Annotated in this window: 11 protein-coding genes; 3 read left to right on the top strand and 8 right to left on the bottom strand. The window is 57.0% G+C overall.

Annotated elements, in window-relative coordinates:
* The 8 genes from tsaE to BLM14_RS19035 form a co-directional block, all read right to left on the bottom strand.
* Window positions 1-1,521 (bottom strand): tRNA (adenosine(37)-N6)-threonylcarbamoyltransferase complex ATPase subunit type 1 TsaE, encoded by a 1,521-nt coding sequence (gene tsaE, locus BLM14_RS19000; RefSeq protein WP_418314244.1) that lies wholly within the window; start codon window positions 1,519-1,521, stop codon window positions 1-3.
* Window positions 1,514-4,045: a sensor histidine kinase gene (locus BLM14_RS19005; protein WP_100000812.1), complete on the bottom strand. Its 2,532-nt coding sequence runs from the start codon at window positions 4,043-4,045 to the stop codon at window positions 1,514-1,516. Before BLM14_RS19005 ends, tsaE begins: the two co-directional genes overlap by 8 nt.
* A 207-nt stretch (window positions 4,046-4,252) precedes the next feature.
* Window positions 4,253-5,653 (bottom strand): adenosylhomocysteinase, encoded by a 1,401-nt coding sequence (ahcY, locus tag BLM14_RS19010; RefSeq protein ID WP_100000813.1) that lies wholly within the window; start codon window positions 5,651-5,653, stop codon window positions 4,253-4,255.
* A gap of 181 nt (window positions 5,654-5,834) precedes the next feature.
* Window positions 5,835-6,149: an HPr family phosphocarrier protein gene (locus BLM14_RS19015; protein ID WP_162293174.1), complete on the bottom strand. Its 315-nt coding sequence runs from the start codon at window positions 6,147-6,149 to the stop codon at window positions 5,835-5,837.
* Between the two features lie 9 nt (window positions 6,150-6,158).
* Window positions 6,159-6,560: a PTS sugar transporter subunit IIA gene (locus BLM14_RS19020; RefSeq protein ID WP_100000814.1), complete on the bottom strand. Its 402-nt coding sequence runs from the start codon at window positions 6,558-6,560 to the stop codon at window positions 6,159-6,161.
* A 183-nt stretch (window positions 6,561-6,743) separates the two neighbouring features.
* Window positions 6,744-7,202: an HPr kinase/phosphorylase gene (locus BLM14_RS32705; RefSeq protein WP_100000815.1), complete on the bottom strand. Its 459-nt coding sequence runs from the start codon at window positions 7,200-7,202 to the stop codon at window positions 6,744-6,746.
* Entirely contained in the window at window positions 7,202-8,989 is a 1,788-nt protein-coding gene (locus BLM14_RS19030; protein ID WP_100000816.1) for a sensor histidine kinase, read from the bottom strand. The genes BLM14_RS32705 and BLM14_RS19030 overlap by 1 nt, the downstream gene beginning before the upstream one ends.
* A 146-nt stretch (window positions 8,990-9,135) precedes the next feature.
* Window positions 9,136-9,855, bottom strand: a complete 720-nt coding sequence (locus tag BLM14_RS19035; RefSeq protein ID WP_162293175.1) for a response regulator transcription factor — start codon at window positions 9,853-9,855, stop codon at window positions 9,136-9,138.
* A 308-nt stretch (window positions 9,856-10,163) separates the two neighbouring features.
* Here BLM14_RS19035 and BLM14_RS19040 point away from each other — a divergent pair, with 308 nt between their 5' ends.
* The 3 genes from BLM14_RS19040 to lysM all read left to right on the top strand — a co-directional run bounded on the left by BLM14_RS19040 (window position 10,164) and on the right by lysM (window position 12,895).
* A complete protein-coding gene (locus BLM14_RS19040) occupies window positions 10,164-11,777 on the top strand; it encodes a phosphoenolpyruvate carboxykinase (protein WP_100000818.1) in 1,614 nt (537 codons plus the stop codon).
* A gap of 114 nt (window positions 11,778-11,891) precedes the next feature.
* Window positions 11,892-12,329, top strand: a complete 438-nt coding sequence (gene arfB, locus BLM14_RS19045; RefSeq protein WP_100000819.1) for an alternative ribosome rescue aminoacyl-tRNA hydrolase ArfB — start codon at window positions 11,892-11,894, stop codon at window positions 12,327-12,329.
* 107 nt (window positions 12,330-12,436) lie between these two features.
* Window positions 12,437-12,895 (top strand): peptidoglycan-binding protein LysM, encoded by a 459-nt coding sequence (gene lysM / locus BLM14_RS19050; RefSeq protein ID WP_100000820.1) that lies wholly within the window; start codon window positions 12,437-12,439, stop codon window positions 12,893-12,895.
* The last annotated feature ends 58 nt before the right edge of the window (window positions 12,896-12,953 follow it).

Raw genomic sequence — 12,953 nt, forward strand, 5'->3', positions numbered from 1 at the left:
TCAAATCTCCGAAGATAGTATGCCTGCCTTTTCGCACCAATCCTTCACCGGCACCAGTGCCGGATGGCCAATGACGCGATTGAGATAGGTCTGGATACGGGACAAGTGCTTCAAATAGAAAGGCTTGCCGTCACGCTCGTCAAGGCGAACAAAGATGCCGAGTATCTTGGCGTTCCGCTGTGCCGCCATGATGGCAAAGGCTACGCGGAAACCCGTCTCATCGAATTCGCTGTCGGCCAACCGCCGCTCGTCAAGATAGGCGGCGAGCAGATGATCCTGCAGTTCCGGTGCAACGGTCACCCGCGCATCAAGAACGAGCGAGGCCACGTCATAGGCAGACGGGCCGATCATGGCGTCCTGGAAGTCAATAAGCCCGACCCGATCCGTTCCCACCGCCCCGTCCCGCCAGAGAATATTGGGCGAGTGAACATCGCGCAGCAGCAGGCTTCTCTCGGATTTACTTATCTGGCTAAATACTCTGCCCCAGGCGGCGACGTAAGCGGCTTTTTGCGCGGGATCAAGCGGTGCTCCACGCATGCGTGGCACATACCAATCGGATAGAAGCTCTACCTCGATCATCATGGCATCGCGATCGAAGTTGTGGATATGATGTGAATAACCCTCAGTGGCATCGACATCCTGGGGCCAGGAATGTTGATGCAATTTCGCCAGCAGGCGAACCGCGGCCTCATAACGTTCCGGAATTGGTGCGCCGTCGGCATCAAGCACGCCGTCGCTTCCGAGATTTTCCAGCAGCAGAAACCCGCTCTCAAGATCTTCGGCATAAATTTCGGGAACAGTGAAACCCTTGGATTGCAACAATCTGTCCAGGGCAACAAACGCCGTAACCGACTGGGAGAGGTGTGCGATCTGCATGTAGGTCTTGCCATCGCGCAGGACTGGTCCGCCGGGATTGTAGGGCGAGTTCATCAGGATGAGCGGAAGCTTTTCTCCCACCGCAATCGTTTCATAGCCGCGAGCAGATGCGTCGCCGAGGAGATAGCGCCGTTCGGCCCTGGCAAAGCCGGCGTCTTTCAAAAATTTGCGGATCGCCAGCGAGCGCTGCAACCGGGCAAGGGCAGCAGGCTCACCGTCGATCAATGCCTTGCGGCCATCGCCATCGCCGAGCAGTGTCACGCGCAGGCTGGATTTGGGCAAAGCGCTGCCCGCCCGTTCCGGCCACTCCACCAGCACTGTACCGTCCTCCAGAGCCTCATCGAGGCCGAGTTCATCAAGCTCGTCAGCCGAGGACAGGCGGTAAAGGTCGACATGGCTGACCGGCAAGCGCAATTCCGGATAGGACTGCACGATCGTGAAAGTCGGGCTTGGCACCTCATAACCATTGTCGTTGGCAATCGTTCGAATCAAACCGCGTGCCAGCGTCGACTTGCCGGCGCCGAGATCGCCTGAAAGCGATACGAGATCGCCCTTGCGCAGCGCCAGCGCCAAATCCTCGCCAAGCCGTTCGGTATCTTCTGTCGTTGCGAGCTGGATGGTGAGGGTCATGAATGCTCTATTCAGCAGCGATGCTGAATGTCCGCGCTTCCAGCGGGAAGCGGCAGGTAACCAGCGTGCCCTTGCCGGCGGCGCTGTTGATATCGACCGTTCCGCCATGCAGTTCGACGAAACCCTTGACGATCGACAGTCCCAATCCTGCACCGCGTTTGCGCCCCCCGTTCGGATAGGGCTGGAAACGCTTGAAGATACTGTCGAGCACATAATCGGGCATGCCAGGGCCATTGTCTTTCACGCTGAAGACCATTTCGGCCTGTTCCCGCCAGCAGGCGAGCGTAACGGTGCTGCCCTCCGGCGCATAATTGGCAGCATTACTGAGAAGATTGGACAGGACCTGCTTGACCCGGCTGGCATCGGCGCGGAAGGAGCCGGTTCCGGGCGTAATACGGATATCGAGCAGGATATTGTGCTCTTTCAAGCGGTCGGCCACTTTCTCCGAAGCCGTCGTCACAGCATCGGTGACCGAGACATCGCTGATGTCGAGTTCCATGATCCCGGCATCGACCGTAGCAAGATCAAGAATGTCATTGACGATGGTCAGCAGCACTGAGGACGACGTGCCGATGTGATCAAGGTAATCGCGTTGGCGATCATTGAGCGGCCCGGTCATTGGCGTCTGCAGAAGCTCGGTAAAGCCGATGATGTTCGTCAGCGGCGAGCGCAGCTCATAGGATACGTGCTGGACAAAATCGTTCTTCAGTTCGTCCGTCCGCTCCAGCGCTTCGTTCTTTTCCTTCAGGGCCCGCTCGACCTGCACCGAATCGGTCATGTCGACAAAGGTCAGCATGGTCTGGCCGTTTGGCAGAGGCGCCGTCGCGTAGAACAGTATCTTGCCGGTGGTGAGTTCGATATGACCGGACAGCGACTGGCGTTCGTCGTCGAAGCCAGTGACTGTCGTAACGAACGTTTCCCAATGCGTCGCGTCAGAGACAGTCTCGCACAGACGCCGAATGGCCGAAATATGCATGCCCTCGGCAATCTGTTCGCGTTTCAGCGACCACAGCGAGGCGAATGCGGGATTGGACAGGCGGATCTTGCCGTCCGAACCGAACACGGCAACGCCTTCTGCCAAATGATCCAGCGTCTGGCCCTGAACCTTGATCAGCGTGTTGTAACGGCTTTGCAGTTCAAGCTTCTCGGTCAGGTTCTCGAAGACCCAGGTGACGCCGCCCTTCGGCTGTGGATTGACGATGACACGCAGCGTGCGACCGTCGGTCAGATACCAGATATGCTCCTGCGACTCGACGGAATGATAGGCCGATAAAACCTGTTCCTTCCAACGACGCCAATCGGGCTGCTCCGGCAAAATGCCGTCGCTGCGGAAGCGATCGAGCAGCATGGCATTGTCGGGGCTGCTTTCGAGGAAAGCCGTTTCCAATCCCCAAAGCTTTGCAAAAGCCTGGTTGAAGAATTGCAACTTGCGGTTAGCGTCGAACATCGCGACAGCGGAATTCAGCTGATCCAGCGTGTCCGAGTGATTGAGAACAGTGCGTTTGAACTCCTCGCGGATGAGTTCGACTTCGCTGATATCGGTTGCGAGGCCTGCAGAGCCCGCACTGCCGGCAACGTCCGTCACCCGGAAAACGTGACGATCTCCGCCAACCACCGTCGACAGCTGGTCATGGAAGCGCCGGTTCGCTGCTTTGTCCCGTTCAATGCGCTCGCGTGCTTGCGCACCGAAGAGTTCACGCGCCTCGGTTATGGCCGTGCGCGTATCACGTACGTCCACGGCCTTGGCATAGGCCATGTTGACCCAGCTGAGACGGCCGTCGCCATCGCGGCTCCACGCCGGCATATCGATCGATTCCAGCAGCGCGCGCAATGTGCCCACGGCTTCATTGAGTTGATAGTTCTCGGTCTTGAGCAGCGCCTGTGCGGCCCGCGCTTCTCCGAGATTGATGAAACGGACGATGGCATAGCCGCCGGACGTGCGGCCCTGGACTTCCAGCGGGGCACCCTTCGCGGTCTCAATGGCAATATCGAATGGCCGTGCCTTTTCGCGCAAGGCCGAGATCGAGCGATCGAGCAAGGTCGCGGAATCGACCTGGAGCCAGCGGCCAAACGCCAGAAACAACGCCCGAGCCTCGGGCACGCCGATCTCCTGTGGCAGGCTGCCGATCAGATTGGGCGTGCTGGAAGCGCCCTCCCACACGATAATGCGCTGGTCCTTGAGATTGAGTAGTGCTTCGTTGCGCTGAACGGTGACGTTGAGATCGGCGACCTTGTCGCGAAGCTGACGATTTTCCTGGGCAATGCGGCTGCGCTCGCGGATGAGCCAGCCTGCAGAAAGCAATGCGGCGCCCATGGCACCGAGGAACATGGCGAATTGAACCACTTCAAACGTACCGACTTCAACGCCGAACGGTGTGTTGATCTTGCCCAGCGCATCCTGTGCGTGAACAGTGGGGGAAGAGCTTAACAGAATTGGCAATGCGGAACTGGCGCCCGCAAGCAGGCTCCGCAGCTTTCTCAGCACCGGCCTTCCGTGTGCTGCATGTTTACTGCGAACATCACCTTCACCAATCGTCATATCAACCGTCGCTGCCCCATCCTGACGAATCCCGGCTGCCCCTTTCCATTCGATTTTTCAATCGCTTGGCCCACCTGGAACAGCGTCATCCCGAATCACTACAATAAACCTTGAGCGAATCGACGGGAAGAACTGGTCGCAAAAAAGAAAGCCGGAGAATTTGTCAATCCTCCGGCTTCCATATCTTGTGGGTATATACTGATCAGATCAATATCTGTAGTGGTCTGACTTGAATGGGCCGTTTGGTGTTACACCAATATAGGCAGCCTGTTCTTCGGAAAGAACCGACAATTTCGCGCCGAGCTTGTCGAGATGCAGGCGAGCGACCTTTTCATCAAGGTGCTTCGGCAACACGTAAACCTCATTCTTGTACTGCTCACCACGGCTATAAAGCTCGATCTGAGCCAGGACCTGGTTGGTGAACGAGGCGGACATGACGAAGCTCGGATGGCCCGTGGCGTTGCCGAGGTTGAGCAGGCGTCCTTCCGACAGAAGCAGCAGGCGCTTGCCGTCCGGGAACGAGATCATGTCGACCTGCGGCTTGATGTTGTTCCACTTCAAGTTGCGCAATGCGGAAACCTGGATCTCATTGTCGAAGTGGCCGATATTGCCGACAATTACCATGTCCTTCATCTTGCGCATCGTATCGATGGTGATGACGTCCTTGTTGCCGGTCGTGGTGATGATGATGTCGGCCGTCGGGGCTGCATCTTCGAGCGTTACCACTTCGAAACCGTCCATCGCAGCCTGCAGCGCGCAGATCGGATCGACTTCCGTCACCTTGACGCGGGCACCTGCACCAGTCAGCGACTGGGCCGAGCCCTTGCCGACGTCGCCATAGCCGCAGACGACGGCAACCTTGCCGGCCATCATCACGTCGGTCGCGCGGCGGATACCGTCTACCAGCGATTCCTTGCAGCCATACTTGTTGTCGAATTTCGACTTGGTCACACTGTCATTGACGTTGATTGCCGGGAAAGGCAGCAGGCCCTTCTTCTGCAGCTGATACAAGCGATTGACGCCGGTCGTGGTTTCCTCGGTGACGCCCTTGATCGCTTCGCGCTGCTTGGTGAAGAAACCGGGGGTTTCCTTCATGCGCTTCTTGATCTGCGCGAAGAGGATTTCCTCTTCTTCGTTGCCCGGATTGGACAGGACGTCTTCGCCAGCTTCGGCGCGTGCGCCGATCAGGATGTACATGGTGGCGTCGCCACCGTCGTCAAGGATCATGTTGGAAGGCTGGCCATCCGGCCACTGGAAAATCTGATCGGTGTAGGTCCAGTACTCTTCAAGGGTCTCACCCTTGACGGCAAAAACTGGCGTACCCGTTGCAGCGATGGCTGCAGCAGCGTGATCCTGCGTCGAGAAGATATTGCAGGATGCCCAGCGAACCTTTGCGCCGAGCGCCTGCAGGGTTTCAATCAGGACGGCAGTCTGGATCGTCATATGCAACGAGCCGGTAATACGGGCGCCCTTGAGCGGCTGCGATGCACCGAATTCTTCGCGGCTGGCCATCAGGCCCGGCATTTCGGTTTCGGCAATTTCGATTTCCTTGCGGCCCCATGCAGCCAGTTCAAGGTCCTTGACGATGTAATCCTGTTTCTCAGCCATCTTAAGCGAGCTCCGTCCTTGTGTGTTCCGTTTGGCCGCACTCTCGTAGGGGCGACCGGAGATGCCGTTGACTAGCAGATTAGGCATCAACGCACAATGGGATATAAAGAAATCCTTATGCGTGCATATGACAGCAATGATTTATGTATATCGTTGGGGCCGGAAATGGTGGTTTATGCAGTCAGGCTTCTTCGCCGAATTTGTCAGCGATCAACGCGCCCAGCGCCATCATCACCTCAGTTGCCTGAAGCCCCGAAGCGCTGACCTTGATGCAGCAACCGGGCGAAGCTGCGAGCATCATGAGGCCCATAATGGACGTGCCGCCAACAGTCATGCCGTCCTTCTCGACGCGCACATGGGCGTCATAGCCATCAACCAGTTGGACGAACTTCGCCGAGGCCCGCGCATGCAGACCGCGCCGGTTGATGATCTCGAATGACTCCACAAGTGCATTGTCCGGATCAAACGTGCCGGTCGTTTCCGCAGTCAGGCGCATCCATAACCTCTATTTGGCTGTCAGCACCTGGCTGGCCACGTTGATATATTTCCGTCCGGCATCCTGGCCTTCCCGCAACGACGCCGCCATATCATTGGTAACGCGTACGCTGGAAAGCTTGATCAGCATCGGCAGGTTAACACCGGCAATGACTTCGATCCGCCCCGACTCCATCACGGAAATCGCCAGATTGGAAGGTGTTCCGCCAAACATGTCTGTTAGAATGATGACGCCCGAACCGTTGTCAGCGCGCGCAACCGCATCGACAATGTCGCGCCGGCGCTGTTCCATATCATCATCCGCACCGATTGATACGGTTTCCAAATATTCCTGCTGGCCAACAACATGCTCCACGGCATGATGAAATTCTTCAGCCAGTCTTCCGTGCGTCACAAGCACGAGTCCGATCATTCTGAAACTGCTCCTGTCGCGCCAGCCCCTTGGGATTGGGCTTTTTACTGCGCATTGAATGCCCCGTTTGGCAGGTGTCGCATTCTGGCAGGACGAATCGTGAAGGCAAGTGGAAAAATGGCGTTAACAAGACAGACCGTCATTTTCTCACAGCATAATGAAGCAACCATTTGGATTGTATGGTTATTTTTTCCATGACGGGTAGAAAAGTCTTGCTTCCACAGCCCGGCAAGCGGTCTCAATTTCGCGTTTTGGTAGAAGAATATGCGCGATTGCGACATCTTGGAGTTGTATCACTGCCTGATCGGCAAACCGGACGGCGTGGTCTGGTTCGACCAGTTCGACGACAAGATGAATGACTGCGGCCGCCTCGTGATCGACTGTGTGAAGGCCCGAACCGCGAACCTCCAATCCGCCGCGCAATGAGGCGGGGACTTGGCAGATTAACCGGCCTGAAATTGATTGTAGCCGGCATTGATCATCGCTGATCAATGCTGCAAACACCCCCCTTGCTTGGGCCCTATCTATAAGCGCCCTGGCAATCGATGATTTGCCGGATCCAGAGGGACCAATGATCAGGATGCCGCGGTCGCCGACGAGAACGGCGGTCGCGTGCATGAGTTCGCCCTGCTCGGCAATCATCACACCTCAACCGGGAGAATGGCAGTGAACCGCGCGCCCAGATAATTGTCAGCGTCATTGGGATCGACGATGTTTTCGGCATTCAGCGTGCCGCCGTGGGCCTCGATGATCTGGCGGCTGATGGACAGGCCAAGGCCGGAATTCTGGCCAAACGCTTCGCCGGAGGGCCGGTCCGTGTAGAATCGCTCAAAGATCCGGTCGATCTGCTCGACCCGGATGCCAGGGCCGTTGTCCTCGACGAGAATGCGGATGCGATCGCCCAGATGCTGAAGCGTGACAGTGATGACACCGTCTTCTTCCGGAACGAAGGAACGTGCATTCTCGATCAGGTTGGAAACCACCTGCCCAAGCCGCAAATCATGGCCGACAACAAAAAAACCTTTCTTGTTGTTCGGTAGCTTGCCTACGACAAATTCGATCCGTGTGTCCTTCTTGTTACGCCGGACCTCGCGCGCGGCGGTGACCAGATTGCCAAGCAGGAATCTCAGATCGACATGCTCGGAATCCTCACGCGCCAGCTCGGCATCGAGGCGAGAGGCGTCGGAAATATCGGTGATCAGCCGGTCAAGGCGGCGCACATCATGCTGGATCACGTCCATGAGACGCTTTTTCGACTCTTCATTCTTTGCCAGCGGCAGCGTTTCGACGGCACTGCGCAGCGAGGTCAACGGGTTTTTCAGCTCATGGCTGACATCCGCTGCAAAACTCTCGATCGATTCGATCCGGGCATAGAGCGCATTGGTCATATCGCGAATGGACGTGGAAAGGTGACCGATTTCGTCCTGACGCTCGGAGAAATCCGGGATTTCCTCGCGGTTCTTTACGCCATGACGAACACGGTCGGCAGCGGCGGCAAGGCGGCGCAGCGGATTGGCGATGGTCGAGGCCAGAAACAGCGACAGGATCGCCATGACCAGCGCGGCAACCGTAAAGACACGGATGATCGCGAAGCGTTCGCCCTGAACGATCTTGTCGATGTCACCGCCTTCCGTCGACAAGAGGAGTACGCCGAGCACGGCACGGAAGCGCTGGATGGGCACAGCGACCGACACGATCTGCTCGCCCTTTTCCGTCATGCGCACAACCTTTGCGGGAGAACCGGTCAGTGCCTTGACGATTTCGGGATAGGAAGAGCCGTTACCGCCAGGTTGCTCCTGGTAGATGGGCAGGTCGCTACGGCGCAGGAGCCGCGTCATGCGGTTGGTCAGGCGCTCGAAGAAGCTGGGTTCTTCCCCATCGATGGGCGGAAGCTCATAGCGCAGCACCTGGCCACGTGAATAGAGATGGCGCGAGTCGAGCAAGAGGTTTGAGTCGCGGTCGTAAATGCGCGCGCGGGTACGCGTTGGCGAGATCAGCCGGCGCAGAACCGGTGCCACACGTTCCGGATTGATCGGAAAATCAAGATTGTCCAGGACATCCGGCGAAGGTGTGATGCTTTGACCTGCCTGCAATTCCAGCAGTTTTTCCGGATCGATCGCAATGGAGTTCGTATCGACGGTTGCCGATGAGGCGATCGCGCCCGCGATGATCTCACCCTGCGTCATCAGGCTCTCAACCCGCGCATCGATCAGTCCGTCGCGAAACTGATTGAGGTACATGATGCCGGACAGGAGGACGGCAAGGCCGGCGAGATTGAGAAACAGAATGCGCCGGGTAAGGCTCGAAAACAGATAGTTGCCGAAGACGCGATTAAGCGGCTTGAAGAAACGCCTCACGGCAAGCGAACGCTTCCGGCGCATAACGGCGCTCTTGCGCGTAATATTGCCGCTTTGCAGCCCGGCTACCATTTCTGCCTCAGAAAACTCATAAATTGCGTTGTCTCATCGCATTCCAGACGCGTTGAGACAACCTTGTTTTAGCGCGGATGACGAGCCTGTGAAAGCAGCTGGCCGGTCCCGCGTCATGCATTAAGCAATGTTCGCCCGCAATAATATCAAGTTTCGCGGAAACGATAGCCCACGCCATAGAGCGTTTCGATCATGTCGAAATCATCATCGACGACCTTGAACTTCTTGCGCAGTCGCTTGATGTGGCTGTCAATGGTGCGATCATCCACATAGACCTGCTCATCATAGGCCGCATCCATCAGCGCGTCACGGCTTTTGACGACGCCGGGACGTTGAGCCAGGGAATGCAGGATCAGGAACTCCGTCACGGTCAACGTTACGGGCTCGCCCATCCAGGTGCAGGTATGACGCTCCTGGTCCATGACCAATTGGCCGCGTTCGAGCGATTTTGCCTGCGGGCTGCCGGGCTTTGCCGCCGTTTCCCTCGCCGCAACACGGCGAAGCACCGCTTTGACGCGCTCAACCAGCAGACGCTGGGAGAACGGCTTGGTGATGAAATCATCGGCGCCCATCTTCAGGCCGAAAAGCTCGTCGATCTCGTCATCTTTCGATGTCAGGAAGATCACCGGCAGATCGGATTTCTGGCGCAGGCGGCGCAAGAGCTCCATTCCGTCCATGCGCGGCATCTTGATGTCGAAAATGGCGAGGTTGGGCGGGCGAGCCATCAGACCATCGAGCGCAGAGGCACCATCGGTGTACGTCTCGACACGATAGCCTTCCGATTCAAGCGCAATCGATACGGAGGTCAGAATGTTGCGATCGTCATCGACGAGCGCGATTGTTTGCATTGCGGGTACTTCCCTCATGCCCTGCCTTTCCTTGTGCCATTGAGTCAGTGCTGCTTGTGCCGGACAAATTAGGTACAAAATGTGGCACAGTTCGTGAGCGATGTCATCTTAACCACATTTGGTGACTTTTACGCTCACGGAAGAATAGCGGAATTTTTCCTTATTTAAACCGATTTAAAAAAATTTAAATTCTTTAAATCGATTAAACATTTGATACTACTCATTTTTTCTGCTTTTGACCAAGTATGACCGCATTCCCGTTGGAAGATGCGAGATGCGGCGTAATGGAACTTGACCTTTGAACCCTCTTAAACAACGGCGGACACATGACTAGAGAGACCGGTATCCACAACGCGGCGATCGCGCTCGGCACCTCAGGCTTGAAGGGGCTTTCGGCGGTCTATTATAATCTCGGGGCAGCAGAGCTCTACGAGGAGACATTGCGGCGGGGTGAGGCAGAGCTGACAGCGCAGGGTGCACTCGTTGCCCGCACAGGTCAGCACACCGGCCGTTCGCCAAAGGACAAATTTGTTGTTCGCGATGCGTCCACAGAGGATCACGTCTGGTGGGATAACAATTCACCAATGTCGCCCGAGGCCTTCGACCTGCTCTACGCCGATTTCATGAGCCAGGCAGAAGGCAAGGAACTGTTTGTCCAGGATCTGGTCGGCGGCGCCGATGACGATTACAAACTGAACACCCGCGTCATCACCGAATTCGCCTGGCATTCGCTGTTCATCCGCAACCTCCTGATCCGGCCCGACCGCGATACGCTGAAAAGCTTCGTGCCGCAGATGACGATTATCGACCTGCCGTCGTTCCGTGCCGACCCGGCCAGACACGGCACGCGGACGGAAACGGTCATCGCCGTCGATCTGAACCGTTTGATCGTGTTGATCGGTGGCTCGGCCTATGCGGGCGAGATGAAGAAATCGGTGTTCACCGCGCTAAACTATATCCTGCCAGCCAAGGGCGTCATGCCGATGCATTGCTCGGCCAATGAAGGCCCGGATGGCGACACTGCCGTCTTCTTCGGCCTTTCGGGTACAGGCAAGACGACGCTCTCGGCCGATCCGAGCCGTACATTGATCGGCGACGACGAGCACGGCTGGGGCGAACACGGCGTCTTCAATTTCGAGGGCGGCTGCTATGCCAAGACAATCCGTCTTTCCGCAGAAGCGGAACCGGAAATCTTCGCGACGACCCAACGTTTCGGTACCGTGCTTGAGAACGTCGTTCTCGATGAAAACCGGAACCCGGATTTCAATGACGGCTCATTGACGGAAAACACACGCTGCGCCTATCCGCTCGATTTCATTCCGAATGCATCGAAGACCGGCAAGGCGAGCCACCCCAAGAACATCATCATGCTGACGGCCGATGCATTCGGGGTCATGCCGCCTATTGCCAAGCTCACCCCGGCTCAGGCCATGTATCACTTCCTTTCCGGCTACACCGCCAAGGTTGCCGGCACGGAGCGCGGCGTGACCGAACCCGAAGCTACGTTCTCGACCTGCTTCGGCGCGCCCTTCATGCCGCGCCATCCGTCGGAATATGGCAATCTCCTGCGCCAGCTCATCGCCGACCACGGTGTCGATTGCTGGCTGGTGAACACCGGCTGGACAGGCGGCGCCTATGGTACGGGCAAGCGGATGCCAATCAAGGCGACACGCGCACTTCTTACAGCCGCCCTAGATGGGTCTCTGAAGGGTGCCCAGTTCCGCACGGATCCGAATTTCGGCTTTGCGGTTCCGGTTTCGGTGCCGGGCGTTGACGATACCATTCTCGATCCGCGCTCGACATGGACAGACAAGGCCGGTTACGACGCCCAGGCGAACAAGCTGGTCGATATGTTCATTCGCAATTTCGGCAAGTTCGAAAGCCATGTCGATAGCGATATCAGGGCTGCGGCCCCGCACACGCCGGTTGCCGCGGAGTAATTCCGCTGGATTCTCGACATTGAAAGGCCCCGTTGATTGCAATGGGGCCTTTTGCACTTGCGGCAATGTTCCTGGTGCTTTGCGCGAATCAAAGTTTCGGCTACCAATCCAGTGATGGAAGAGAGCCGGAGCCGGATCAAAATCACCAATCGAATCTGGATCGACGAGGACGATCTGGAGGAAAGCTTCATTCGCTCGGCTGGACCAGGCGGACAGAACGTCAACAAGGTTTCGACGGCAGTGCAATTGCGGTTTCTTGGCTCGCGCGCCGGGCTACCGGACGATGTATTTGCGCGGCTGATAAAACTCGCAGGACAGAAGGCAACAAAGGACGGCGATGTACTCATCGAGGCTAGCCGCTTTCGCACCCAGGAACGCAACCGTCAGGATGCGCGCGAGCGCATGGTTGCGCTGATCGCCAGGGCCGCCGAGCCACCGCCGCCGCCCCGCAAGAAAACCCGGCCAACAAAGGGCTCTATCGAACGCCGCCTCAAAGCAAAATCTGGCCGTGCCGATGTGAAAAAGATGCGCGGCAAGGTCAAGGGAGATTAGACGTGCGCTTAGAATATTAACTGCACGTGATAATCTTGGCTTTTAAAGTCCTTCGCGGAGTGCCACAACAGCATTTGCCGGTTTGAACAATCAACAAGGAGCCAGACATGGGACTATTTGATTTCGTTAAATCCGTAGGAAAGAAAATAGGCATTGGCGACGATGAGCCAGACGCCGAGGCGCTGAAGAAAGAACTCGATTCACACAAGCTCGGCACCGAGAATGTTGAGGTGCTTGTTGAAGGCGACAAAGCAGTCCTGAAGGGCAATGTCACCAACCAGGAAATTCTGGAGAAGGCGATCATTGCCGTTGGCAACTCGCTTGGTATCTCCAAGGTCGAGACTGACGGCCTCAAGGTCGACACCACAACCACCGGTTCGGTCGCCAAGGCTCCCGTGTTCTACACGGTGAAGAAGGGCGACAATTTGTGGAAAATCGCCGAGTCCCAGTACGGCAAGGGCAAGGGTGCCAAGAACACGCTGATCTTCGAGGCCAACAAGCCAATGCTGACCCATCCCGACAAGATTTACCCAGGTCAGGTGCTGCGCATCCCGGCGCTCGACTGATCATAACTTTATCGCCAAACGGCCCGGCGCCTGATTGCAGCCGGGCCTTTGCTTTAAA

It is taken from the genome of Phyllobacterium zundukense (assembly GCF_002764115.1).
Classification (GTDB): domain Bacteria; phylum Pseudomonadota; class Alphaproteobacteria; order Rhizobiales; family Rhizobiaceae; genus Phyllobacterium; species Phyllobacterium zundukense.

Coding starts and splice junctions, on each gene's coding strand:
- BLM14_RS19005 (WP_100000812.1), bottom strand. CDS start 4,045: ATGACGATTGGTGAAGGTGATGTTCGCAGTAAACATGCAGCACACGGA.
- ahcY (WP_100000813.1), bottom strand. CDS start 5,653: ATGGCTGAGAAACAGGATTACATCGTCAAGGACCTTGAACTGGCTGCA.
- BLM14_RS19015 (WP_162293174.1), bottom strand. CDS start 6,149: ATGCGCCTGACTGCGGAAACGACCGGCACGTTTGATCCGGACAATGCA.
- BLM14_RS19020 (WP_100000814.1), bottom strand. CDS start 6,560: ATGATCGGACTCGTGCTTGTGACGCACGGAAGACTGGCTGAAGAATTT.
- BLM14_RS32705 (WP_100000815.1), bottom strand. CDS start 7,202: ATGATTGCCGAGCAGGGCGAACTCATGCACGCGACCGCCGTTCTCGTC.
- BLM14_RS19030 (WP_100000816.1), bottom strand. CDS start 8,989: ATGGTAGCCGGGCTGCAAAGCGGCAATATTACGCGCAAGAGCGCCGTT.
- BLM14_RS19035 (WP_162293175.1), bottom strand. CDS start 9,855: ATGAGGGAAGTACCCGCAATGCAAACAATCGCGCTCGTCGATGACGAT.
- BLM14_RS19040 (WP_100000818.1), top strand. CDS start 10,164: ATGACTAGAGAGACCGGTATCCACAACGCGGCGATCGCGCTCGGCACC.
- arfB (WP_100000819.1), top strand. CDS start 11,892: ATGGAAGAGAGCCGGAGCCGGATCAAAATCACCAATCGAATCTGGATC.
- lysM (WP_100000820.1), top strand. CDS start 12,437: ATGGGACTATTTGATTTCGTTAAATCCGTAGGAAAGAAAATAGGCATT.